Origin of the sequence: Pseudomonas sp. ITEM 17296 (assembly GCF_028895205.1) — a bacterium.
In the GTDB taxonomy this organism is placed as follows: domain Bacteria; phylum Pseudomonadota; class Gammaproteobacteria; order Pseudomonadales; family Pseudomonadaceae; genus Aquipseudomonas; species Aquipseudomonas kermanshahensis.
Window position 1 is genome coordinate 54,912 of record NZ_WJRS01000018.1, and the last position, 25,383, is coordinate 80,294.

17 protein-coding genes, 1 tRNA gene and 1 pseudogene are annotated in these 25,383 nt (G+C 54.1%); 8 read left to right on the plus strand and 11 right to left on the minus strand.

Features of this window, described 5'->3' with window-relative positions:
- Window positions 1-209: 209 nt before the first annotated feature.
- Window positions 210-344 carry a hypothetical protein gene (locus GIB19_RS19130; RefSeq protein ID WP_274887643.1) on the plus strand — a complete coding sequence of 45 codons (135 nt, stop codon included), beginning with the start codon at window positions 210-212 and terminating at the stop codon, window positions 342-344.
- A gap of 276 nt (window positions 345-620) precedes the next feature.
- On the opposite strand, the gene GIB19_RS19135 is transcribed toward GIB19_RS19130, so the two are convergent.
- Together GIB19_RS19135 and GIB19_RS19140 are read right to left on the minus strand one after the other, a co-directional pair.
- The gene (locus tag GIB19_RS19135) at window positions 621-1,181 is read right to left on the minus strand and encodes a TetR/AcrR family transcriptional regulator (RefSeq protein WP_274887644.1); all 561 of its coding nucleotides are present in this window, start codon (window positions 1,179-1,181) and stop codon (window positions 621-623) included.
- 113 nt (window positions 1,182-1,294) lie between these two features.
- Window positions 1,295-2,773 carry an amino acid permease gene (locus GIB19_RS19140; RefSeq protein WP_274887645.1) on the minus strand — a complete coding sequence of 493 codons (1,479 nt, stop codon included), beginning with the start codon at window positions 2,771-2,773 and terminating at the stop codon, window positions 1,295-1,297.
- A 121-nt stretch (window positions 2,774-2,894) separates the two neighbouring features.
- On the opposite strand from GIB19_RS19140, the gene GIB19_RS19145 reads away from it, so the two are divergent.
- From GIB19_RS19145 to GIB19_RS19155, 3 genes are all read left to right on the plus strand, one after another.
- Complete coding sequence (locus GIB19_RS19145) at window positions 2,895-3,062, plus strand: hypothetical protein (RefSeq protein WP_274887646.1); 168 nt, start codon at window positions 2,895-2,897, stop codon at window positions 3,060-3,062.
- A 59-nt stretch (window positions 3,063-3,121) separates the two neighbouring features.
- The gene (metC, locus tag GIB19_RS19150) at window positions 3,122-4,291 is read left to right on the plus strand and encodes a cystathionine beta-lyase (protein ID WP_274887647.1); all 1,170 of its coding nucleotides are present in this window, start codon (window positions 3,122-3,124) and stop codon (window positions 4,289-4,291) included.
- 590 nt (window positions 4,292-4,881) lie between these two features.
- Window positions 4,882-4,955 (plus strand) — tRNA-Gly (locus GIB19_RS19155).
- A gap of 265 nt (window positions 4,956-5,220) precedes the next feature.
- On the opposite strand, the gene GIB19_RS19160 is transcribed toward GIB19_RS19155, so the two are convergent.
- The 9 genes and pseudogenes from GIB19_RS19160 to GIB19_RS19200 all read right to left on the minus strand — a co-directional run bounded on the left by GIB19_RS19160 (window position 5,221) and on the right by GIB19_RS19200 (window position 17,261).
- Complete coding sequence (locus tag GIB19_RS19160; protein WP_274887648.1) at window positions 5,221-5,409, minus strand: hypothetical protein; 189 nt, start codon at window positions 5,407-5,409, stop codon at window positions 5,221-5,223.
- Entirely contained in the window at window positions 5,397-5,570 is a 174-nt protein-coding gene (locus tag GIB19_RS19165) for a hypothetical protein (RefSeq protein ID WP_274887649.1), read from the minus strand. Before GIB19_RS19165 ends, GIB19_RS19160 begins: the two co-directional genes overlap by 13 nt.
- 251 nt (window positions 5,571-5,821) lie before the next feature.
- Window positions 5,822-6,305: pseudogene (locus tag GIB19_RS19170) on the minus strand (DUF3732 domain-containing protein); the annotation flags it as partial.
- An 879-nt stretch (window positions 6,306-7,184) separates the two neighbouring features.
- The gene (locus tag GIB19_RS19175; protein ID WP_274887650.1) at window positions 7,185-13,817 is read right to left on the minus strand and encodes a DUF3320 domain-containing protein; all 6,633 of its coding nucleotides are present in this window, start codon (window positions 13,815-13,817) and stop codon (window positions 7,185-7,187) included.
- Between the two features lie 681 nt (window positions 13,818-14,498).
- Complete coding sequence (locus GIB19_RS19180) at window positions 14,499-14,852, minus strand: hypothetical protein (protein WP_274887651.1); 354 nt, start codon at window positions 14,850-14,852, stop codon at window positions 14,499-14,501.
- A 182-nt stretch (window positions 14,853-15,034) separates the two neighbouring features.
- Window positions 15,035-15,484 carry a hypothetical protein gene (locus GIB19_RS19185; protein WP_274887652.1) on the minus strand — a complete coding sequence of 150 codons (450 nt, stop codon included), beginning with the start codon at window positions 15,482-15,484 and terminating at the stop codon, window positions 15,035-15,037.
- A gap of 185 nt (window positions 15,485-15,669) precedes the next feature.
- Window positions 15,670-16,488 carry a hypothetical protein gene (locus GIB19_RS19190; protein WP_274887653.1) on the minus strand — a complete coding sequence of 273 codons (819 nt, stop codon included), beginning with the start codon at window positions 16,486-16,488 and terminating at the stop codon, window positions 15,670-15,672.
- A 115-nt stretch (window positions 16,489-16,603) separates the two neighbouring features.
- Complete coding sequence (locus tag GIB19_RS19195; protein WP_274887654.1) at window positions 16,604-16,801, minus strand: MbcA/ParS/Xre antitoxin family protein; 198 nt, start codon at window positions 16,799-16,801, stop codon at window positions 16,604-16,606.
- A gap of 61 nt (window positions 16,802-16,862) precedes the next feature.
- On the minus strand, window positions 16,863-17,261 hold the full coding sequence (locus GIB19_RS19200; RefSeq protein ID WP_274887656.1) for a DUF6957 family protein: 399 nt from the start codon (window positions 17,259-17,261) through the stop codon (window positions 16,863-16,865).
- 607 nt (window positions 17,262-17,868) lie between these two features.
- On the opposite strand from GIB19_RS19200, the gene GIB19_RS19205 reads away from it, so the two are divergent.
- The 4 genes from GIB19_RS19205 (at window position 17,869) to GIB19_RS19220 (ending at window position 25,359) form a co-directional block, all read left to right on the plus strand.
- Complete coding sequence (locus GIB19_RS19205) at window positions 17,869-18,321, plus strand: helix-turn-helix domain-containing protein (protein WP_274887657.1); 453 nt, start codon at window positions 17,869-17,871, stop codon at window positions 18,319-18,321.
- A gap of 855 nt (window positions 18,322-19,176) precedes the next feature.
- Window positions 19,177-19,944 (plus strand): restriction endonuclease-related protein, encoded by a 768-nt coding sequence (locus tag GIB19_RS19210; RefSeq protein ID WP_274887658.1) that lies wholly within the window; start codon window positions 19,177-19,179, stop codon window positions 19,942-19,944.
- Complete coding sequence (locus GIB19_RS19215) at window positions 19,928-22,996, plus strand: hypothetical protein (RefSeq protein ID WP_274887659.1); 3,069 nt, start codon at window positions 19,928-19,930, stop codon at window positions 22,994-22,996. Before GIB19_RS19210 ends, GIB19_RS19215 begins: the two co-directional genes overlap by 17 nt.
- A complete protein-coding gene (locus GIB19_RS19220) occupies window positions 22,993-25,359 on the plus strand; it encodes an RNaseH domain-containing protein (protein ID WP_274887660.1) in 2,367 nt (788 codons plus the stop codon). Before GIB19_RS19215 ends, GIB19_RS19220 begins: the two co-directional genes overlap by 4 nt.
- Window positions 25,360-25,383: the final 24 nt, after the last annotated feature.

The following is a 25,383-nucleotide window of genomic DNA, read 5'->3' on the forward strand; positions in this document are numbered from 1 at the left end:
ACAGTATCGATACGTGGCCAGCGAAACGTGGGACGAAGGCGCCTGTCCATGACTGCGCGCCTACCTACAGGTAGCTCACTGTAAGCATTGAATGGACGCTGGACTGCACACCCAAGGTGTATCGAGTGACTACAGCTCGGGAGAGGGTTCGGTGCCCCTATCGGGTCGACGAAGCTCAGGATGCCCTCGCTAGCGTCTCCAGAAACAGCTTGAGCAAATTACTGCCGGACACCTACGCCAATGCCGATGCCGATGCCGATGCCGATGCCGATGCCGATGAGACTGTTGTTCTCATCGTCGGCTGGAAAACTGTGGGAAACACACAAATACCGACCGGTAGGTAGCTTTTCGACGGGTATTGTTAAATCACCTGATTTAGGTCTGCTCAGCGACGTCGTCGCGGCTTTGAGCATTGGCTATACGCGCGGGGTATGCACCGCTCGTCCGGATGGGCAGCAGGTGATAAAGAATAGTAGGAACAAATGGCCGTAAGGCTGGGAGAACGGAGGCAGGCAGAAGGAGAACGGGCTACAAAGGAGATCTACATGGGTGACGCCCACCCTGACAGGTGGGCAATCAGGTACGAATTACGATGCATTGATAGGTGTGAATCGCACCAATCAGACAATGATACTTCTCATAATCAAGCTGAAGCCGGATTGCGAGCCTACTTTATCGCTCATCGCCCAAGAAACAAAACTGTCACCTTCTAGAATGTTCAAAATCGCTCTTGAAATTTCTTTTGGATTTAGATCGCCGCGTATCAGATTTTCAGCTTGACCTTGGATCAAATTGCTTTCTAACCACAGGAGATGAATTTGGAAAAACTTTTGTGTAAGCTCTTTGAGACTTTCTGGCAAGGCGGACAACTCTGCTGCAAGCGCACCACAGAGAGGTAGCATTCCATTTTCCGAGCTATCAACAAACAATGAGGCGAAAGCCTCTAAGCGGACTAGCGCATCAGCATTTTGTTCATTGATTAAAGCTAGATTTTTCTCAAACCTAAAGAGATAGCTCTCAATCACCGCGATCCCGAGCCCTTCTTTCGTCGGAAAGTGATGATGGATGCTTGCTTTCTTAATACCAATTTCATCCGCTAAATCTGCATAGCTAAATGCTGCGTAACCCTTGGTACGCAATAGTAATTCAGCAGTAATGAGGAGATCGGAACGCGTGCTCATGACTTTACCTTGATTTTCTGATAGAGCCATATTAACTGCATTAGGGCAGTGATTCAACTCATAGAGCGATAAGGGGGCACCATGAAACGCCCCCTAATCGCCCAAAACCATTTTTATGTGGCCTGTACGGCTTTCACCTCTTCATCAGCCCTGACTTTCGCACGAACGACTCTCGACCACCCAATGAGTAGGACAACTGCTATCACCGGAATCGAAAGGACAGTATACGTACCATTAGGGTAGTCAAAGCCCAAGAGAACTAGCACAGCAAGCAGGAAAGCAAGGGTCAACCATGAGGTAAACGGCGCGCCTGGCATTTTGAAATCCACCATTGCGACCTCCCCTTTTTTTACTGCACGCCGATACCTTAACTGCGACAGAACAATAAAGGCCCATGTAGAAAGTATACCCAAGGAAACCATATTCAACAGCAATTCGAACAATTGGGATGGAATCAAGTAATTCAGAAATACACCAAACACGTTAATACCCATGGTCACTAGGATTCCCATGTAAGGTACCCCTTGTGAATTCATACGCTTGAACATTTTTGGTGCAGAGCCCCCCATCGCAAGCGACCTCAAAACCCGCCCAGTTGCATACAGCCCTGAATTCAAGCTTGAGAGCGCAGCTGTCATCACAACAATATTCATGATGGAGCCAATACCTGGAACTCCGAGCATTTCAAAAAAAGTTACGAAAGGACTAACATTCGCACTATAAGCTGTCCACGGAAGAACAGTAACCAACAAAAATACAGAGCCAACGTAGAATAGGCTTATCCGCCAAATTACGCCATTGATTGCTTTGGGAATAACACTCTTGGGATCCGCCGTCTCGCCAGCCGCAGTTCCAACCAACTCTATACTCGCATATGCGAATATAACACCCTGCACAATTATTACCGCCGGCAGTAAACCATGGGGGAAAATACCACCGTTGTCTGTAATTAGGTGCAACCCAGGTATAGTCCCACCCACCTCATGACCCGTAGCAAAAAAGTACGAGCCCACAATCAAAAAGATGCTAATTGCGGCAACCTTTATCACCGCAAACCAAAATTCCATCTCCCCGAACCACTTCACACCCACCATATTCATCAGTGTGACTACGCCCAATGCGCTTAGTGCAGATACCCACTGGGGCACCTCTGCGAACACCCCCCAATACTTCATGTAAATCGCAATCGCGGTTATATCGACAACACCTGTCAGTGCCCAGACTAGAAAATACATCCAACCTGCGACGAAGGAAGCACGCTCACCCATAAACTCACGAGTGTAAGAAACAAAGCTCCCACTACTCGGCCTGTGCATTACTAATTCACCAAGCGCCCTGAGTATGAAAAAAGCGAAAACCCCGCACACCAAGTACACAACAGCGAGTGCGGGCCCTGCGATCTGCAACCTGGCACCGGCCCCCAAAAACAAGCCAGTACCAATTGCCCCTCCAAGCGCCATCATCTGCACATGCCGCTTCTTTAAGTGCTTTGAATATCCGCTCTCGTGAGATTCGAGCCATTCTGACTGACTTTTTAGATCGCCACTTTTAGCTTTGAATGCGGACTGCGATGTTTCAATTTGGCTTTTCATGTGTCACCTAAGCGATGAATTTGCAGTTTTTGTATTATTTCTTGCAAACCTAAACTTGCGGCAGATTCCAACACAACTATGAAGTATTATATTTTTAAATGTCGCAACACCGAAGCATTGAATGAAAAACCCGCTCAACCCCCAGGCGAACATGACGACACAACAAAAACCTACCATCCAAATGGTTGGCTTTCAACAAAAAATTGAAAACCAACCTATTCTATTGAATTTATTGGGAATTTTCCTTGATCCCAACCACATGGTAGACATTTATCAACGAAATGAATAACCTTGAACCTGCCGGTGGCGCTCTCGCCCACACCCTAAGCCAACGTTCTGGAAGGTAAGATGAACAAATACAATAACGTACAAACGTTACTTGCTCAGGCCTCCGTCCAACCTGAGCAACACCATGGGTTTGTCAACACGCCAATTTATCGGGGCTCTACGGTGGCATTCCCCACCTGTGAGTCGATGCGTGAGGGGCGCCAGAAATACGTATACGGCCGCTGGAATAACCCCACTACGGAGGCCTTGAGTCAGGCATTGCGCCAACTTGAGGGAGCGGAAGGCACAGTGATATGCCCATCAGGCCTCTCGGCCTGTACTACCGCCATTCTTGCGGTGGTCGGCGCTGGCGATCATTTGCTCGTGGCCGACAATGTATATGCTCCTATAAGGACATTCTGTGAAAGCGAAGGTCGGCGCCTAGGAATCGAAGTCTCGTTTTATGACCCCACAATAGGGTCAGGCATCATTGACTTTTTGAGGCCAAATACTAAAGCTATCTACACAGAGTCACCTGGCTCTTTAACTTTGGAAATTCAAGACCTTCCAGCAATTGCCAAGATCGCTCATGCGCACGACATACTCGTAATTGCTGACAATACTTGGGGTACACCACTTTACTTCCCGTCAATAGATCTCGGTGTCGACTTGTCCATCATGGCAGCGACAAAGTATATTGTCGGCCATTCCGACGCTGTCATCGGAACGGTATCGGCATCCAAGCGAGCCTGGGATCGCTTGAAGCGCTATCACTTCAACATGGGGCTGTTTGCAAGCCCTGATGACGTGGCCCTCGCGCTCAGAGGACTGCGAACATTAGATGTCCGGCTTGAACGACACTTCAAGAACGCAACTATTGTGGCTAAGTGGCTGGATAATCACCCTGATGTTGAATCAGTCTATTACCCTGCCTTAGAGTCCCACCCTCAACACCACCTATGGAAGCGAGACTTTAAGGGTGCTTCAGGCTTGCTTTCATTTGTCCTCAAGCCGTCAACGCAAGCAGCGGCAGATGCGCTGCTAGATAACTTGTCATTGTTCTCTATCGGCTACTCCTGGGGTGGCTATGAAAGCTTGGCAATGATAGCAAACCCGAGTCTCGTAAGAAGCGAAACCGCCTGGGAGGTAGAGGGACACCTAGTTAGGCTTCACATTGGACTTGAAAGCCCACATGATCTTATTGAAGACCTAGAGTTAGGCTTTTCCAAGTACAACTCGCTAAAATATTAAGCTCGCGAAATATTTTAAGCGCAGCCTGAAATATTAGGCTGCGCCTTACAACTTTGTTATAATTTGAAGAGCATTCCAATCACTAACACATCCAAACTTGACAATACACCTACCTAGTGATAGGTTTAATTTTCGCCTTGTACCATTCGACATAACTTGATGAGGAAGAGTATTATGGACAAAAACGGCAACCCACCCAATCGGCCAACTTTTCGAGTTAGCATCAACCGATCATCCGCCAACAAAAGAGTTCGCTACATAGAAGGAACCCAGATTGATCCAAATGAGTGCGTATTTTGTGTGCCAGATCTGGATGATGACGTCGTTGACATAGCTGACCGCGTGCCTGACGACAAACTTAATAGAAACCCAAGCTAATCGAGTGAATTCTCACTAGCACTTACAGTTATACCAGATTTGTATTGCAAATTGTCTCAGAGAATTCGTCAGCGAATTGCACGCATTAAAGCAACAGGCCAACATACACTTATGGGACGCCATACCACGCTGAGTGTGAGAGTACAGCGCACCGAGATGTTGAAGGAGCCCCTAAAGTGTCTTACCGTATCTGCGCTAGTAGGTTGAAATAAGCGGGTATAGTCGAATGGTACAACTATAGCTTCCCAAGCTATCGGTGAGAGTTCGATTCCCTCTACCCGCTCCAACCCTCGTTCTAGAGCCTCTCGCCCCTCAAAGATTTACATTTTCCTTGCCCTACTCCTTTCACGGGTGCGAACAGTTCACCTAGAGTCGCTGATAAACATGCCTGAAGTCAGGATAAAATTCAGCGTTTCCTTTGCTCACCAAACAGCAGCAGAGCCACGCAGCAGGCTGACGGCCCTACCTTCACGCGCTCATCCACTGCAAACTGTTCAGTATCCCTTCCTGCCAACCGCGGCGGCGCGCACCAGGCTTGCCCCTCGCCGCACCTAGCATTCGGTTTCACTGAACTCGTCAAAAGCCTCTGCCGCCCTCCCAACGCTATGCAGTTGGCAGCAATGAAACCCGGTATTCAGGCGACCGACCTCCGCCAGGTTCAAGCCTTTCATATGATCACCGAACATCACGCCCAGCACCTTATTGATGGTTGAAACGTTGTGGAAGGTCAGGTCGGCCAAGACCCCAGCGCGATGGATTCCACCAGTTGGGGCTGTTCTGCGATCTCCTTCAGCGTCACTGTGATCCCCCTCAACTTCTGGTAACAAGCAGCAAGCGACATCAACAGGGCTTCGTCGCTCACAATCAGCTTGCGTACCACCGAGCTGATCAGCACCTCCATCAACGTCACGTTGTGCGCGTAGGCCAGTTCGTAAACAGCAGGTGGAGCTCCGCGACGCGCATTTTTTCGGGGAGCACTGTCCAGGCAGCATTGTTTCACGACAGTCGTTCGCAATCGTGGAATGGGTATAACGAAACCTTAAATGGCCTGGCCATATTTCCATTAAGCCTATTTAGCTGTCCTATCGCCCCCGTTAAAACGCTAAAGGCGATCGGCTACCGTCCATGGCTGCCGACTGCCCCAGTGATCAATCAGTCCGCAATAAACCCACCGTGTCGCCATTTCGCCCGCACGAAATCCTTGAAGTTGTAGTCGAGGCCCAGATCGAGTCCATCGGCGTGATCGCAGACGATGATCTGTGGCATCACCCCGTTCTCACGCGCCGTGTCATCGCATAATTTGGCCATCTGCGTGAACATGTTTGACACGGCATCAATATCGTCATGCAGCTCGACACCCCGGGTGTCCTCAGCGCGAAAAATCTCGGCCTCGAACTCTGCCCCTCGTCCTTGGACGGGAAGTACACCTGGGTAAGTTGATCCAGGAAGAGGATGGGTGGGATTGCGCACTTGTCAGCCTGGGCGGCGAACGGGTAATGCAGCGCCATGAACAAGGTGAGGGGTGAGTACACCCAGTTGGGGCCACTATCGAGCGCAGGAACACTTTCTTGTGCGCCTCTTTCTCGTGCCACAGGTCGAACGTGTTCACATCGAAGCGCAGAGATCCCACCGTCCAGGGGAAATTTCCGAGATTTCTCGAAGCAGCGAGGCTCTCCATCGAAGGCTGCCCTCTAGGGCTCCAACTCTTAAAAAAAGCCCGGAATTTGTGATGCCGATCACAAAATTGAGCAGAATTTCAAATTCTTCCCTATAAAAATTTTTTGGGGGACGGAGTTCTTATATTTGAGAGCCAAAAAAAAGCGGGGATCTGCGTCGCACCTATTTCTTGATTTTTCCTAGCTAATCGCCGCTCGCTTTTCCCAGCATTTCAGCACTCCGTGATTCGGAAAGTATCCCGAGTCGGACTGCCGACACGGTCTAGCCCCCACCGGGGGCTTGGGCAGGTCGTCTGGTTCGGCCTTTAGGCCGGCTGCTTTTCACTTTGGGATCAAATACAAGGCGCAATGCGCAACAGCGGGAGTCTATTTGGCGTGATCGAAATTTTCCGGTCAGTGTCGGACAACACCTAGCTGTCTCTACCGGCTTTCACGACATCATGGTGCTGCGCAAAATTGACTCGTCGATGCTCCTGATGCAGGTTTTCACGATTGACAGCTAACGCTCACGGACGCGAAAGGCGTCTGTGAAATCCGTGTCTCGCAGCCAATCCCTCCAACACGCCACGCACCTCGATGACCCTACCAGGTTGCTTAAGGTCATTATGCACACGTTGAAGGCGCGTAATCCCTGACGCACCAGCAAGCCTTCCTACTCCAAGATTCGGAATGCCATTTGCCCAGTCATCCTTGAGACGCCTAGAAGCTCAGCGATAGGGATTTCCAGCACCCTTTGCCCCGCAGCCAACTCACCGTCCATGAGCATGCACTGGATCGATGAAGTGTGCTTGTTAGGGACGCCGCATACGAAAGGGGCGCTTACTCAGCGCCCTTTTCGTTCACCTATTCATAGAATGTCGGATAGCCCTTTCAATGCGTTGGCGGCCCGCATGAGCGAGCTTGCTTACTCCTGCCTCTTTGGCCACTGCATATACGAGCGCATCACCAACGAACCCCCTGTTTAGCATTTCGTCTACCAACGCTCGAAGCTCCTGTAAGCAGATCTCGGCTAATCCTCGTACTGAATCATCGTCTCCAGGTCGACGGAACGTGACTTCACTGTCAGTCCCAATTTGATCAGGCCAATAGAAGGCACCGATCTGCTCTTCATCGTGGGAGCGGAAACGAGCTCTAGCGATTTGATCGACGCGATCACGGATACGCGATCCCGTTCTTACCCAACCATGAGCACGTGCGATACGACGGGCAAGTGCGATGTCTAGTACAGGCCCCTCCTCAGCAACAACCTTTGCAACCAATCTTTCCAGCGTCTGATCGTAGCTTTGATCGAAGAACAGTTCGGGGTTTACACCTTCAACACCCACCGAGAGATCCACCTCCTTATAAACCAGAGGTTCAGTTCGATGGGGCGGCGCGCCATACTCGTCAATTACAGAAGCAGAGGCCACTTTGGCGTATTTGAGCTCTGGGAGTGCACCTTGCGGATCGTTGGCCTCGCTGGCTTCCGATAGCCCTGCCACATCGGTAATGTGATCTACAACCTCAATCACTTCAGCCATAGCAGCATCAATTCTCAGACGTTCAGCTTCGTGGGCAGCGTCGATGACAGTCAGCTTCGCCCGCGACTCGGCGAGCAGCTCTGTGAGGCGCTGATGCACTTTCTCAGCAGTACCCACGGCATCAACCCACCAGTCGGTCGACCAGATCCGTACTATTTCCCAGCCAAGTCCACGCAGCACAAACTCACGCAGCTTATCGCGATCTCGTGCGGTGGCACTGCGATGGTAAGTAGCCCCATCGCACTCCACTCCAGCAAGGAAGCGGCCAGGCGCATCAGGGTGAACAACTCCCAAGTCGATTCGGAACGACGACACGCCAATTTGGGTGTGGATCTGCCAACCTTTTTTGGCCAGGGCTGCAGCAACCGCTTCTTCAAACGGGCTATCGAAACCGCCCACACTACCAAAGTTAGCCTCTGCCAAGGCCTGCGGCCCGCGCTCCGCAAATTCCAAGAAGTGCTTCAGGTCACGAACACCAACGGCCTGCGTGCGAGCAAGGTCAATGTGCTCGGGGCGCAGAGTCGAGAACAGCACAAGTTCCTGACGAGCACGGGTGATCGCGACGTTGAGTCGGCGCTCGCCTCCAGGACGGTTCATCGGGCCGAAGTTCATCGACATGACGCCGGCAGCATCCTTGCCGTAGGTGGTCGAGAAGTAGATGATGTCTCGCTCATCGCCCTGCACACTTTCCAAGTTCTTCACGAACACAGGCTCAAGCTCAGATTCAGCAAAGTAGGAGTCAAGCGACGGATCTTTCCGACATGCCTCATCCAGCATGTCCATGATGAGCTTCTGCTGCTCACCATTGAACGTGACGACACCCACGGTTCGACGGCTCTCTCGGAAGACAGGCGACTGAAGGCGAGCGACGAGGTCAGCGACCAGCGCTCTTGCTTCAATAAGGTTCGTACGTGAACCACCCTTGTCGTAGACACCTGCTACTGGGCACAACCGCACTGCCTTGTCAGCTGTGAACGGTGATGGGAAGGTCACCAGCTTCGAGCCATAGTAACGCTGGTTTGAGAAGGCGATCAGACTCTCGTGGCGACTGCGATAATGCCAGTTCAGGTTACGCATCGGCAGGTTCGCGCTGATGCATTCATCCAGGATGCTTTCGAGATCCGCTTCAACATCTTCGTCATCGGCCGTGGACTCAGCCCGATCGAAGAACGAGGTCGGCGGGAGCTGTTTCGGGTCGCCCACCATAACAACCTGCTTCCCTCGCGCCATCGCACCAATCGCATCCCAGACCGGGATCTGAGAGGCCTCGTCGAAAATGACGAGGTCAAACGGGGTCGAAGCCGGTGGCAGGTACTGAGCGATCGAAAGCGGGCTCATCAGCAAGCACGGCGTGAGTTTCGTGAGCGCCTCTGGTGCCCGAGTCATCAACTCACGCAATGGAATATGCTTGGTCTTCTTGCCCATCTCATGACGCAGCAAGCCCCACTCTGAAGAGCGGCTCACGCTGTCCTGACTCGGCAGGTCAGCACACAGCCGAGCACGGAGCCAGTCCTTCGTCAGCTCGGTGAACTTGTCATCCAGCGCTCGGAAATCGCGGATGCGCTGTTCGTGCTCAACGCTGACAAATGTCCGGATCACTTCCTCGTTATCGACAGTGGTATTCAGCCACCAGCGAGCGTAATTCACCTCGAAGACGCGGCGGACTTTTCCGGAGGTGATCGCTCCGTTTTCCATAGCCTGGACAATTGGGGCGAGGCCAACGGCGAAAGCCTCATCGCGCACCTTCCTCCAGGCACACCAAGCCTTGAGTCTCGCCTCGGAAGAAACTACGGTCTCGCAATTTTTCTTGAGGTCATTCAACGAAAGGTGTGAGGTCTCATCAGCACCGGCCTCGGTGAAGTGACCGATCGAAGTCAGATGCGATGAACGCTCCTGCAACAACGCAAGCTTTTCACGCAGGCCAACGCCGGCGAGAGCTATCGCACCTTCAGGCTCTAGCAGCGCGTTGCCATCGCCCAAGAGCGTTTGAAGGGGAGCCTTGTAAGCTGCAATCTGCTCCGGGTTCAGCGCGAGCTTCGCAACAGCAGTTGCTACCTGCCCTTGGAACGCCACAGCCTGACGTGCAATCTCAAGCTTGGTCTTCAGGTCACTCCAAACCGGTACCAGCTCTCGCAGGTCAGCCAGGTCGGACAGATCACGTTCAACCGCTGCCCTCTGCTTCAACAGGTCGAAGTCACCTTTCAGCAACGCTCCACAGCGGCCCTCCTGCACTTCGGGGTGATCATCAACAAGGCGACCGCGCTCTTCGATATCCCGACGCTCAGCCTGGAAGCGCAGTGCTGCAGTCAGGAGGTCAATGTTGGTGTCCTTGCCGCACCAAAGCTGCTGAGTGCTCGAGCCAAGGTCGGACAAGGCAGCCATATCGCTATCAAGGCGAGTCAGCGTGCGAAGCCGTCGCAGCTCTTCCTTCAATGCATCACCCAGCTGGCCTTGCTCGACCGACTGGAGCCCATCATCGATCCAGTCCGAGTCTGCTTGCTGGAGTCGAATGGCCTCTTGAAGTTTGATCGACGTCGAAAGCTTCTCAGCGTCAGACTTTGAACCTTGCCAAACGGCAACGCACTCGTGCCCTGGCTCAAGCTCATCAATAGCGCGGCGCACGGCACGTATTTCTGCCCAGGTAGCTAGATCCTTACCGTGATCGGCCTCGCCCGCAGTGGTTTGAGTCGGGGCTAGCAAACCCGCGATACGACGCTTACCGAACCAGGACTTTGGCCAGAACGATGCCTCAGCCTCCTTCCACTCTGTCAGCAACAGATCGATGTCGAGCGATTCGATCGTATCGCCATAGGTCGCACTGAGCTGCTGCTTGAGCTCTACAATTTGGCCATGCAGTGCCACCGCCTGAGCTAGCACATCGGTGACACTTTCCGGCCAGGCCGGGCTGAGCTCACCGAATACGGTGCGACGTTGCTGCAGCAGTTCAATACCCTGCTTCGCATCCGCCACAACGCGTGAAGACCAGAGCGGCGAAAGCTTGCCGTTGAGTTCTCGGTGTTGTTCAACCCACGCACAGCCATCGCTCAGTCGTTGGGATATGGAGCGGGCATCAGGCCGCAACGCGAAGCGCCAATCCTGCCCTGCTGCCGCGGGCAGTGCCTGGGAAAGGACTGACAACCCCTCCAGTGCTGTCGCGGTGTATTCCGAAGTCGGGAACCCAACCAACTCAACGAACCGATCAGCCGCCCGCTGCACATCCAGCACAGCAGGCAATACATCGCGAGCTGCCTGCACCAGCTGTTGCTGCCAATGGGGTGACCATTCCGCCTGGCCTATAGCGGACAACGCATTGCCCACTAAATGGCTGTATCCCACAGCCTGCGCGTTCACTTCGAGGCGATCGGCCAACTCTCGCAGCTCGAGCATAGCCTTCTGGTCATGCGTGTCAGGTGACGCCCAACCAACCGGAGCAACAGCTTCATCGCCACCCGAAGTAACGGTGCCAATCGCACCGTAGATGGTGTAACCGTTGCGATGACGCCGGTGCAGCCGCTCCACGTAAATGTTCAGGCTGTCGCGCAGCGTTGCGAGGCGCTGAGCCTCAACCTCCCATGCAGCGGAGTCGACCTGCCCTTTCGCCTCCCAAGCGGACTGCAGCTGGGCCAGCACATCAGTTTTCCGAGCCTTGCTTGAGTGCAACTCGAGGCAGAACTCACCCAAGCCAATCTCACGGAGGCGACGATACACGACATCCAGCGCGGCGATTTTTTCCGAGACGAACAGCACGCGACGCCCTTGGGCAATCGACTGAGCGATCATGTTGGAAATCGTCTGGCTCTTGCCGGTACCGGGTGGGCCAATCAATACGAAGTCTTTGCCCTTGGCTGCCGCCATCACTGCAGCCAACTGAGATGAGTCAGATGGCAGTGGGCAGAAAACATCGGTCGGGCCGTAATCACGATCCAGCGATTGCGCCTCTGGGAACGGTGTATCCGAAATGAACGAGTCGCGTGGGGTATCCAGGAGGTGCTGAACGACAGGGCTCTGCCGCAGGTGCTCAGCGTTCTCGGCCAGATCCTTCCACATGAGGTATTTGGCAAATGAAAACATCGACAGCACGACGTCTTCGCTCAACTCCCACCCTGGGATGTCCTTGATGGCATGTCCGACCTTGTTCCAAATGCCGGCGATATCAAGACCAGAATCGTCCCGAGGCAACTCGTGCTCCAGGGAACCCAAGCCCAACTCGAAGTCCTGCCGAAGCATTTCAATAAGGGTTGGGTTGAAGCGCGGCTCATCATCGTGGAGCACCATGGTGAATCCGGAGCGAGCGCTCTTGCGCTCCAGCGTAACCGGAACCAAAACCAATGGCGCCTTGTACTTCTGCCCCGCCCTGTCCTCACGAGTCCAACTCAGGAAGCCGATGGCCAGGAAGAGCGTATTGGAGCCGCCTTCCTGCAGCGCTGTGCGAGCACCTCGGTACAGTTCGGTGAGTCGAACATCCATCTCGTTGGATGTCAGCGCAACGAACACCTCTCTGCGCTTAAGCGCATCCTCGGCATGCCGGCGACGAACATCCTCACGCTCGCGTTGTTCATACAGAGCGCGCTCCCTTGGATCAGCACCATCCATGAGGTCTGGACGGGTGAGCAGCTTCAGCGACTGACCACTGGCCAGTACATCCTCAAGAGCACCCGGGTCTGGAGACTCGAGCTTCAAAGCCCGCTTGCCCGTCTTGAAGTTGAGAAGGTTGTTTCGAAGCGACAGATCCAGCAGTTTGCGCTGCCAGCGGCCTAGACGATCAGCAGGATCGAGTTTGGAAAGATCTTCGACGACCACCTCATGCACTTCATCAGGCATGTCCAGGCCGTCTTCAACCAGGAGCGGTGCGGCCTCGTCCGAGACTTCCAGAGCAACTCGTGGTATATAAGCCTCGGAGCTCGCCAGGGGCTTGATGCGCTGCAGACGTGCGCGACGTATGTCGAGCAGCATCTCGAAGTCGCTGTCTGAGTCTTCAGCTATCTGCTTCGCTCCGCGCTCGACGGCATAGGAGAAAGACGGAGCAAGGTTCTGAGTAACAAGGGTGGTCTCGAAAAGAACCAGCTCGCGCAGCTTCACCCGTTTGCGCACCGCGGTCACATCATCAACCAGCGCCGTTGTAAACTCCTCCGGCTTCATCCACAGACCCACGAAGGCATGCCCCCGGGTAAAGACGATCACAGGGTTCAGCCCAATTTGCTCAAGAGCTGCACAGAAAAGCAGAGTGAGATCCATACAGGTCGCCAAACCAGTGTCGGCGATTTGGCTGGGACTGCGCACCTTTTGGCCAGTCTGCTCAAAGCTCGCCGGTGGCAACGCGTAATCAAGCTTCATTCGTGCCACGGCGCCCCAGACTGCTGACGCCAGCTGCCAGACACGCTTCGCACCACCCTCGTAGCCATCGAGCGCCGAAGACTTCTCACTGAGGCGCAGCAATTCAGCCGTCTGCTTCAACAACCGTTCAACTGCCGGATCATTGGGTTGTACGAAAGCGGCAGTCATATCTGGGATATGACGAAGCCCACCCCACTGGTTACGCGGCAAAAGGTCTACAACCTGCTCTAGGCGAGCAACTTCCTTCCGACCACTCTCGGACGCCTTGTCATCAGCCTCAAGTGCAAAGGTAAAAGTGGAAAGCTCGGCCTCTGTAAGGCGACTGAGCAAGGGGCCATCCAAGACCAGATCAAGCCCCGGAATAATTCGAAAGCTGTCAGGTGCGACTTCGTCGATTCGCCAGACCTTGGCCTTGAACACCTCAGGCTCTGAAGTCAATGTCAGAGTCACATTGACGAAGCGGTCTTCGGTCTCGTTCGCGATGCGAAGCTCTCGAATCACAGGAATGGCGTTTTGGAAGTCCGCAAGGTTCAGCTTCGCCACCAAGGTGGCCAGGATTTTGACTTCTTTAGGTGCGATTTCTTCTTGAGCAGCGAGGGGCTGAACGATGTCGTCCATGCGCAACCTTCCTTGTCGTGATGCCCAAGGGAGTGCCGGAATTGGCCGGCCAGAGGGCCCCTCTTGAGCTAATGGCAGGATGATAGCGTTTCCTGATTCAGGCGTAATGATCCTTTGGTCGTTGAAATGCGCACGACTCCATACAGCACACCCGATAGGCAGGCTAGCTACGAGGAGAACCCTGCGAGACAGATCTATTGGTCAGCTCACCGCGAATCCCCTTCGCTACGAACTGACTTCATCCAAAATAGGCACCAAAAACGTGATGGATATCACATTTTACAAATAAGTCGCCTCTTTGATCTGTCAATTTTTTTTCCGAGACGGAGTTCTATATTTGAGACCCAAAGAAAAGCGGGATCTGCGCCCGCTCCTCTTTCTTCGGTTTTTCCGCGATCTTGGCCGCACGCTTTTTTGTGCAGTTCTGCTTCTCACAGATTCGACTCGTTTCACAAATGTCGTAGCAGATGTGGGTAGGCCCCTCGGGCCCCGGGGCAATCGTCTCTTCGGCCGTAAGGCCGCTGCTTTTAGTTTGGGTTCAACTCCAAGGCGCGCGCAGCGCTCGATAGATCAATCCGTTCAAAATGGGCTGAATTCCCCGGTCAGTGACAGACAACACGTCTAGCTGGTTAGATTTCGCCTGGCAGGCCCACGAATACCCTCCCCGCCAAGTGGAAGGCGTCAGACGCCGATATCGTAAGCCAGCAGATCTTCAGTAACCGGTTCCGGCGCTATGCCACTTAATACCAGCCGCTGCTGCATGGCCCGGCAGATGTGCTCCCATAGACGCGATCGCAGTTCGATATGCCCGCCATGATCGTAGTACCTGACATCACGACGGGACTTTGCATTCAGGGCTACGAACAGGAACGAGTAGCCATCCTGGCCTATCCATTCGGCAGTGATCCTAACAGGCTCATCTTTACCTGGGTTGCGCTGGTAGTTATTGAGCAATTCGCTCAGGACGTGCACAAACCCATCACCCCAGCAAGCCGAGGCACGTCTCCAGATCTCAGTGGTGATGGTGCTATCCATTTCACGCGCTCGGTCGCCGAGGAAGCCATGATGACTGTTTTGGGCTAAAGGTCAGAAATATACGCCAAAATCATGCTTTCCAACCCGCTAAGCTCACTTCTCAGCCTTGCTCGAGATGCGTCAGAGTCATGGGGTCAGACCCATGAGCCTTCGACATTTTCGCTTTGCAGTCAACGTACTATTTAGTGCAAAGAGCCAGCCGTGGCTGTCTGGGTGTTTTTGAAAGCAGATAAGGCAGATTCTGACTTTACCCTAGCGCGCCACTCGGGCTGATAAAAATCCAAGCTAGGCCAATAGTTCTGGAAGGATTGGTAATCCAACGAAAGCGCGGTCTTCCTGGCCTCATCGTCCACAGCATGCCATGCCGCGCTCATCCGGCTCTCCCAGGTCTCAGCGGCTAACAACAACTCAATGACTTCGTCCGCCCACCCTTCCCCGCCGAAAATTCCTCGAGCAACGCCAAGCGCTGAATGTTCGAGCCCTGGATTTAGCTGAGCGATGTAATCAAGCATATGGTAAAGAAGTCCTATAGCCTGAAATTTAGAGAGCTCCTCACTTTCGTGCTTCTCTATGCTATGCCGGACATTCAAGTGGCCCCCGACAATCTCGATGAAAACCTTGATCTCGGACACTGTGCACCCCTTTTTATTGTTATTTTAATTTCAGGATACTCTGGAGCTTGTGCCTGCACAACTTTATTGATGACCAACACCCCCTTCACATATGAAAGATCCTGCCAGTGACAGCCAACTCAATCACGCCCGTTTCTACCTCTAAAAACCCCAGTCAAAGTGCTCAAGAACATTAAGGCATGCGCCTAACTCAAGTCGAACGAGATCGACTGGCGCCCCTTCTCCAAGGCATTAGCCAGTTCACCGAGCGCATCACGCAAATGGCTATCGGCCTGAGCACGATCCGGCCCCGACAGTAACTGGCGCGTATGGCTGAGTAACGCATCGAGATTCTTGACACTGAGTTTTAGCTCGATCAGGACGGGTGAATCACATGTGAGTTCTCCAACCTGCTCGAAGAAGATAGGGATCACACGGGTCTCATTAAAATCCCCAGGCTTTGGAGCCCCCAGCAAATAGCCATGGAAAACATTGCCGTGGATGACCACCACCATCAACAATTTGTTAGATTCGCGGCTCCTTTCCATGACCCACGCCTCCAAAAATCGTGGCGAGTCAGTCACATTAGCAACAAAAGCATTCAGTTCCTCCATCGACTTAGGCCATGTTTCATGTACCCACTTAACATCGTGAGACACTGGGACTAGCAAACAACGACCTCCCCTCAAGGTCAGATTTTCACCCATGTGGCAGGAGCTAACGGGGGGCGGGTCGATATCACCTAACGGTACGATAAACAGCGCGCAGTTCATTTGCTTACCGCCAGAAAAACTGACCGCAATCCGAACCTCCATAGGCCCATCAATCTGGGGGAACTCAACGCGAGGACAGGCAATTTCGGAGGTGTCTTCCACCGCTCGATGCCGGAGACAGAATCTGGCCCACTCAGCGCTTCTGACCTCGGCGTCGATTTCACCGGAACCGGTGCCCAAGCTAGCTTCGGTCGAGGCGTTCACAGTGGCAGATAACTCGTTTTGCAAACCAGAGGAGTCCATGCCTTTCATGATATTCGGATGGCCTCGCCTAAGTAGTTACGATGGTACAAAGCATCACTTCACGGCTGGGTGTGCCTGTAGATTGGAACCTACCGCGTCTACTAGACCTACAGCATCGGTCACATTAACAGGCATATCCCTGATCAATCCGGTCGAGCGAAGCCTTCACTCTCCGATATCCAGCCTCTTTGCATGCGCACTCCAGTGCAGCTAACCCCCCAAGTGCGATGTGAGGGCGAGCCAACCAGGCATCGGCCTTGACTTTGCTGCCAAACACCTGCTCGGCATGGCGTCGAATCAGCTCCTCAAAATTCGTTTCCATTCTCATAGTTCCTTCGCCATATGATCATGTATCTATTGGGCGAATAGCGCATTGGCTACGTTCATGCATTTTCCAAGGCTTGTAGTGCAGGAAGGCTCACATGTTTTCTTGTCCCTGGCCCGGCTAAGATGTAACTCGTGTGCATGCTTTCAAAAGTGCAACCATCTAGTACACGCAGGAAGCTAGAGCGAATTGCACCTACTCGGGAGCCTCGAGCTCTACTGTCATACACCACAGTATTGGCAAAAACCACCGTTGGCTGTAGGCCCATAGCATTGAGATCATCTTCAACATCGCTAGGCACCATGATGTCGAGCAGGAGCCAATCCCGGACAATATAAAATGGTCGGCCCTGATTATTTGTCCATGCCGTATCCACAATCACGTCATCTGGTTGGCCATCCCCTTCCAGGGGAAGGCTGTATCCGGATAAAAAGTCTGCTACCAACGCTGCTTCCACTGTACCTACCTGTTTCGTCTTAGCGCGCTACATCTTGCATCGCGTTGTTGCGGGATATGCCGGCCTTAGTGAAGGGCGCCTTCGAACTGAGGGCTTCCACCTTCCAGCGCCCAGTCGCAGACGACATAGACGCTTCCGTTTCTCGTCTCAAACAGATGGTACGCACCACGCTCGATGCGCTGCCTGAGCGTAGAGGTACGGATTGTGGAACCATCTCGGAATCGACAGCGGCTCTCGCGATAGACAATGCCCACCAGACAATTGATTGACTGGTCGTACACAGCGCAGCAGAGGAAGCCCGTTATAGCGATGCCAAAGTTTGTGGCCATCGCCCGCTCCACATTAGCAGGCACTGACCCGGGTGGTGTTTCTGCGGGTGACTGCTGGCTAGCCAACAGCTCAAAATCGCTGGACTTCAAGGGTGCATCCTTGGGAGTTAGCCGTATATTGAATGGGTTATCGGACACCAGCCTTCCAGCATTCTGCTCAAAAACAAGCGTCAAGCAGGTGGCTGACTAGCCAGCCAAATCCCACAATGATGAATATATACATTTGAGTGAGAGCACGCAAACGCGGCATACCGTCCGTTTTTATCAGGGCGGATGAAATGAGCCTGCGTGAAGCCTATGCAGCGGTTCTGCAGCTGCTGAGAGATCAGCAGCAGCTATCTCAATACGACGTCGCTGGCGGGGTAACCCAATCGCAGGTCAGCCGCCTGGAAGGCCGCCAATCCAACCCCACACTTGAAACGAATCGAGCGCTGGCCAAGTCATTGAGTGTGCACCCGTTGACTTTTTTGGCGCTCGTACATGCGTCAGATGAGCAGAACACGCCTAGGGACATCCTCAATCTGGTGCTAGAAGAGCTCAAGGTTATGGGGCTTCTTGATGCACCTCTTCCGCTGGCACCGGCAAAAAAAGCGCATCCCCGCACTCGCAGCGCCGAGGAAAACTTGAAGAAAGTGCGCGAGCTGAAATCTGAGGGTAAGACCCAGGCTGAGGTGATCAAGCTGTTGGGGATCCCTCGTTCCAGTGTCAGCCGTTACTGGCGCAAGGAATGATGTCTTTATCCAGTGTGTGGTGCGCATCGATGCCAGCTTCAAAATCAATACTTCAGCGCTAGGTCGACCAGAGATCACTACTGATCGGCCATCCGACCCTTTCTCAGAAAATTGAACAGAAGTCGTCTGCTCGATTCGCTAGCATGTGGATGAACTAGCTACCCGATTGGCCGCTTGTGTGTTCGCATACGTGCCCCCGGCCATCCGCGAAACGCTGTGGGCAAGAAGTTACTTGGTCATTACCTCCCGGCGACGCTTCTTTAGGAAAACTCACAGAGAGCAGCGGCCTTCGGCCAAGACGTCGATTTATGCATGACCCATCCCACTGAATGGCCATTCAGAGACGAATCAATCCAGTTGAATTCCTTCCACGCTCACAAGCCCATTCCCACACAAAACGTCACACCTTGAGTAGTGGCAAACTAAAATCAATTGTTAGATCATCGGGTTAAGCAAGACAACGCTCGGAACAAGTAGACCTGCCGCGTGGCGGCCTCATCCTCGACCCTTGACTGCTTGCCGTTGCCGGCTTTCGCACGATTGCGAGCAAGCCTGGCCTTCATGGGATAAGGCGCAGGGGACGTACACGTGGACACCCAACGATCGGAGTACTTACTCAGGCTTCTGTCAAAGGCAGCGTCCCAGTGCGAGTCGGATCGAGGCGCCTCACTGTTGTTGCTCCGAGAGGCCCAGGCACATCTTTGGCGCCTCTCTCCCTGCGAGCCCCTCAGCTCAGCCCTACAGCTGGAACGTCAATTGTCGCTCCCATTGGAGTCATGGCTTCCAGAGTCCGTACGGTTTGATTACACCGGCTCCCTCCTCGCTTCTGGTATCTCCACCCAGACCTGCAATGAAATGCTCCTCGAACTCGACGTTCATCAGCTCTGGGAAGAAATCCAGTCGATCGTCCGAGAAGTGCGTGACCTGTGCCAGGTGATTTCCAAAGGGGATGAGCTCTACAGGCGCTTCAGACGCTTCCTGATCGAGAACGCCGTAATCGATCCTGTGCGGGCGGCTAGCGTTTTCATCCCGCTTGGCAGGGATCTCGATGACTTTTATGAGCCCATTCCGGAGCACCTTGCTCACAACGGAAAGCTCTACCAATGCCCAGAATGCCGATGGCCCATGAACCCACAGAGACTAGAGGTTCAGTGCGACTCGGCCTGGTGCAGAGAGAAAAGTAGCCTGTACCGATGGATGCAAGGACGGCTGGTCAACGTTGTCACCGACCAAGTGCTGGAAGGCGAAGCTGCGGGTAAGCGCCACATGCTCAAAAGCGCACTCTGGAAGTACACATTGCTGCCCGGGCTGCTCGAGCTTCAATTGGCCGAGAAACTCTCAAAGCATGGACTCGATGTCACCCTGTGGCCAGACGTAGACCGCTCAGATCTGCGAGTCACCTACGGCGGCATGACGCTCGACATTGATGCGAAGGTCTGGATATCACCGCGTGCCTTGGGCGCCTATTTGGAATCACTGCGGCCAACAACGATGCGCTGGTTCGTCATCCCGGATTACCAGCAGGCTCATGTCCCATGGCTCAGAAGCGTATGCCCGGGCTTGCAGGTATTCACCCAAAGCGAATGCATCAAGGAACTGACCACTCGTGCGAACCCTTTCTGACGTCGCAACCACGCTGTTCCTGGCACTGGCGGCACGCCACACTGAAGGCACGCCTTGCTTGGCAGATGCAGCTGCACTCATTGCAGGACGCACCCACAAATGGAGCACGTGGGACAGCCTCACTGTCGAGCAGCAGATCACAATCGCGATGGGGCTTCGGCTCCGCCCCTCATCGCTCGCACAGCCGGCGCGATTCGTCGAGGTTGCGGCAATCGTTCTCGCAGACGAGCTATGCCCGTTTGAGCTAACTGAACCGGAATGCTTGCGCCCCAAGCTGGCCGAGAGTGATCACTACCGCATCAAAGTGATTTTGGACGTCGACCAGGTTATCCAGGAAAGCTTGGATGCATTAAAGCGCTGGCATCAGCCTCCTACCGTCGTAAAGCTGCCTGACACTGGCAACCTGGTCTTCAAGTACATCACCGCTGAACGCACCCGTATCTTCAGCATCCCGGTCAACGAGAGGAAGCGATTACCGCCCTCGGGTCAATGCCTCAAGATTTCCAATACGCCAGCGATCCCAGACATCAGCTGGGACTACGAAAATCTCCGGTCGATTGCCGAACAACTAGATGCCGCCTCGACGCCGCATACGCAACACTGCGCGTCCCTTAACAACATTTGGGGAAACAGCAGCCAGCGATCGGCGAGCTCAGGCAACTTCTATCGCGTGAATGCCGCCACCGGTACTGGTAAGACGGTAGTGATGTCATTGATGGCGCTCGATGCAGCTAGCCGCGGTCACAAAGTCGTTATCGCAGTGCCAGGCTACGTGGAGTTGGACAATACCGTGAGGATCATGCGACTGGCGGCATCAGTCGTAGCGCCAAACCTGAAGGTTGCGCCATTACATTCTCTTTCTCGAACCCATGAGCGCGCGGGCGTACATTTCAAGCAGCGCAATGAGGATCATCCTGACGACTACGCGTGCTTGCTAAACGCCTACTCGAGCGAGCTGGAAGCTATGCCGGCAGGCTCAGAGCCGTGTTTCAAGCTTCATATCGTGTCCTCCAAAGGCAATGCGAAGGAAGAGACAAAGCGCTTAAGCCATTGCCCTTTCCTGTTCTCTTGCGGTCGGACAAAGATGCTGTCGCAAGCGCTGGATGCTGACGTCATTGTCATCAATCACCATGCCTTACTGTCCGGCACATCGCGTATACCGCTCAACGATTCAGAACAGTTCCCGGGCCCTCGTAGCTTCATCGAGCTGTTGCTACGTATCTCACCCGTGTTCTTGATCGATGAGATCGATGGGCTGCTCAAAACCGCGATCGACACAAGCGCCTTTAGCCTTCAGTTGGGCAACACGGGCGAGGCAAGCCCACTCGTACAGCTCTTCACTGCGATTTTCAGCCGACTGAATATTCCAGGCATCGAAGAAAGCAGCCGAATTCGCTTGTCCTTAGCCCTCGGCTTCTGCTGTACCAACGTCGATCAGTTGATGAACCTTCAACAACGCAAGTACTTCGACTGGCCAAAGAAGGAAACAACCTGGGCAGAGGCAGAAGACGGCTACATCATGACCAAGCTGGAGATTGACTTCGAGACGCTTAAGGCCCTGTACAGCAGCGGTAATGCCAGCGTCCCGGAGCACCTGCGCAGCTTGCGAGAAAACCTGATCTACTGGCAAACGAATGAGATGGCCAGCAGGCCTGAAAATCAGGCGATGGAACTGGGGCGATTGCTCACAACCCTTGCCGGTAGCGGCCACCTGAAGGCAAAACTGAACACGAAAGACCTGCAGCGCCTTAAAGCAGCACTGATTCTGCGCGGCATCCTGGACAATCTTGAAGTCGTCTTACGGAATCTGCAGATCGAACTGCCCAGCTTTGCCAATGCGGAAGTCCCTTATGCCCAAGAGGTCTACAGCAATCTGAAGGGCCGCGAGCCACTCTCGTTCAGTCCCATCGGCCCACTGCATCGCACCGTTTTTGGATTCAAACGCAAGCCGGCCAGCGAGGCGACATCATCACTGAACGTTGTGGCAATGCGAGGTGACCCCCACGGCACCCTACTGGCTCTTCCCGAACTCGCGTCGCTTGGGTATGCCGGTGTCAGGCGCATGTTCATGGGTTTCTCGGCCACTGCTTACTTCCCCGGTGCCAGTGCATACGACCTCAAGGCCAAGGACTTCATTGATGTGCCCGACGCCGCGGGCCAAGTTGCATTTGAGAATGTAGGGCTCACCACGACGGTTTCAGGTGCACCTTTCTTCGAGCGAAAGGATCGGATCAAGCAACTTGCCGCCGAGCTATGGCCTTGGATTGAAAAGCGCCTAAAAGCGTTGGCCAAGGATCCGGTCACCGCGGATCGTGCTCGACTGCTCCTGGTTGCCAGCAGCGACGCCGATGCTGAGCTACTGGCAATCACGCTTGCTGGCCTTTCTCCCACCCCAACCGTTGGCTGGGTGCGAGGTCGAGCTAGCGAGTACAAGCCCACATTGCTAAACGCTGAACACACGCTGGTGTACGACGATCTTGCGCAGTTCATTGAAGGGGCGCACCGGGACAAAACGATTCTGGTCAGCGCGCTCCACCCTATGGCTCGCGGCCACAATATCGTAAACAAAGATGGCCTCTCAGCGATCGGTGGTGTGGTGATCTGCGTGCGCCCATTACCTGCCTCGGATAGCCCCGAAAACAACCTTGCGCACATCAGCTACGAAACCTGGAACCGGATGCGTCCCGAGCCCAGCCTCCAGCATGTGCTGCACAAAGAACGTGCTATCGCGAACTCAATCCTCAACGAGATTCGCACCGCTCCGCCAGCTTTTGGCCAGCAGCCTGCCAACATTCGCCATTACACCGTGATGAACATACTGGTGACCCTCACTCAGTTGATCGGGCGTGGCCGGCGCGGCGGCACACCGGTGACCTGTTACTTCGCAGATGCATCGTTCACCAATGGCCGTACGCCGTGGGCAAAACTGCTCTCGGAGTCCGTCCAAAGACTGAAAAATGAAGGCAGCTGGAATCAGTTTTTCCTGCACCACAACGGCATCGCGAGTGCTATCACGCACTACATTGATCGATCAGCTAAGGAAGCTCGATGAAGAACCTTGACCTGCGCACCAGCCTCTTCAGTTTCGACCCGCAAGCGCTCGCGCATGCCTATCGTGCCCAGATCGGAGAGCACTACCTGGCTGCTTGGCAAGTCCTGCAGAACCTGGGGAAAAAGCATCACCCTGGATTGCCTACGAATGCGCTGAAAGAAATGCTGGCCGCGGTCTCGGGCGGGCCCGTTGAAGTCAACCTGTTCCCCTACAAAGACAAAGGTGCGTCAGCAATCCTCATGCTGAAGCCCCTGCCCGTCGATACGATCAATCAGATCCTGTATCTCTGGTCGCTCGAAGTGATGCGCATGTGGGACGAGCAGGTTGAGGGACTGGAAACCAAGCTCGCAGTCACAGAACTTCATCCCCTGCTACCAGGCGATTTGATCAACCCCGACGGAGTTTCGCCCCTGGCCTACACCGTTGTTCCGTGGCTGGTTGGTCAGGCAATGTGCTCGACACCACTTGAATCGACCCAGAACGGAAACCCCGATCCCATCCCGAAACTCATTCCCTTGCAGCAAGCCTCAGACGGTTCGCTGATTGCCTGGAACGATCCAATCATGCCCACGGGTGATCGCATTGCCAGCGCCCTGCATGTCATCGAGCCGAGTCTGAAGCTACTTCGCGACTGCACTGAGCCTTTCATCCAGCTGCGCGTGAAGCTAAGCCAGATCATGCCCAACTCGATCGGGCGTAAGCGACACGCTTGGGTGCACACTGGCCAATCGATTGTGAAAGCGGTTATTCGAAGCAAAAAGACTGACACCGGCTGGCAGACTGTTTACGACTTCCCGACCAACAAGCTGCTCGCATTCATGGGCGTTCAGCCTCTGCCCGATCTGATTGAAGGTGATATACCCGTCGACAGTCTCGTTAGGCCAATTTACGTCACACCACCACTCAAGCCCGCCATCGGCTCCGGCCCAGGGCCCCTCTTCCTCGACCAAACTTGCTTCCACCTATTGCGCAACCTCCAGGGCTCGCAGCCGCTGCTCGCTCGTAAGGCCGTTTCCAGTATTCGCGTGGCAAAAAATGTGACGGGCTCAACGCCTGTGAAGGTGCATGCTGCGGTACTGGCAGCACACTCCGAGATCATGCTGCGACTGGTCAAAGCCAGCGAGACCTTGGGCACGGCCATGCCGTTCTTCAAGAAAAACGCGCCTCCAGAAATTCTACTGACGCGCCTAGCTGTCGAAGGCGCAACCTCCATGTTGGAGGGCAGCGCTTCTTCCATTGAACTCGATGGGTGGCTTCGAAACAGCGTCGTCCCCGAAATCAAGAAGCTCGGCACATCAATCCTGATCGTTGAAACCAGTACCGTAGCTGCAGCACTCGATTCAGACAGAGACCCAAAACATTATATCCGCAGGGTACTGGCCGAGCATGGCATCGTGACTCAATTCATCATGCATGAGGTACCAGACCCGGACAAACCGCAGCCCAAAAAAGAGTCGCGGGACTACAAGGCGCTCAACACTGTCACCGAGGCGATCCGCCTAACGGGTTACTTCCCAACCGCTTTCGTCAAGGCGAAGACCATCCCGACAGGCACAACGATTTTGTCTATTCGCCTGGATCGCATTAACGAAAAGGGTGACATGATCTACCTGCCAGTCATCACCAGGACGGTGGCTGATACTCAGAAATGCGAGGTCTACTGGTTCGTCAAGAACGACCCTAGCCGCGGACAATGGTATCCGTTCACTGAGGGCGTCGCTGCCATTCATGCCACGCCTTCGCTGATTAACCCTGAGGCCATCAACAAGCTCGTGACTTGGTCGATGTTGGTGGCCACGGATGAGGCAGACACCCCGCTGATTGTCTGCCTCGATAGCAATTTGCGAACATTCTATCGGGGGCTGAAGGACAGCCCCGACAGCGGCCTGCCGCCCGTCCCGGCCAATGCGGCCATTGTGCGAATCAGGGTGGACAACGACATCGCTCAGATGTCCGGCAACCACTCCGAGCACCCTACCCAGCCCCAGTACATTGGGCAGAAAATCGGCGTCTTCCAGTCACTTCGAAGCCCTGCCGTTTATTACTTCGTATCGCCTTCAAAGATCTACAGCAAGGCTGAAGGCCAGCGTAAAAACACCCGCTACCAGGTCGGTGATTTCTTGTTGGCGGATCCTTGGCAGCAACTCGGCGTTACCGAAATCACCGTCATAGAGCCTGCTTCCTTTGCCTCATCAACCGCGATCGCAGAGCAAGTCGCCCTGCTCTGCCGTAATGCGCCCTTGTGGGACGGTCAACTCAAACTGCCAAGCCCCATGCATCTGGGGGCTCAGATCGCCAACGACCACCCCATCATGGAAATACGCCGAAAGAGTGATGCCAATCGCCTGGCCGAGAAGGCCTGACCACTCGATATCCGCTAGCCAACC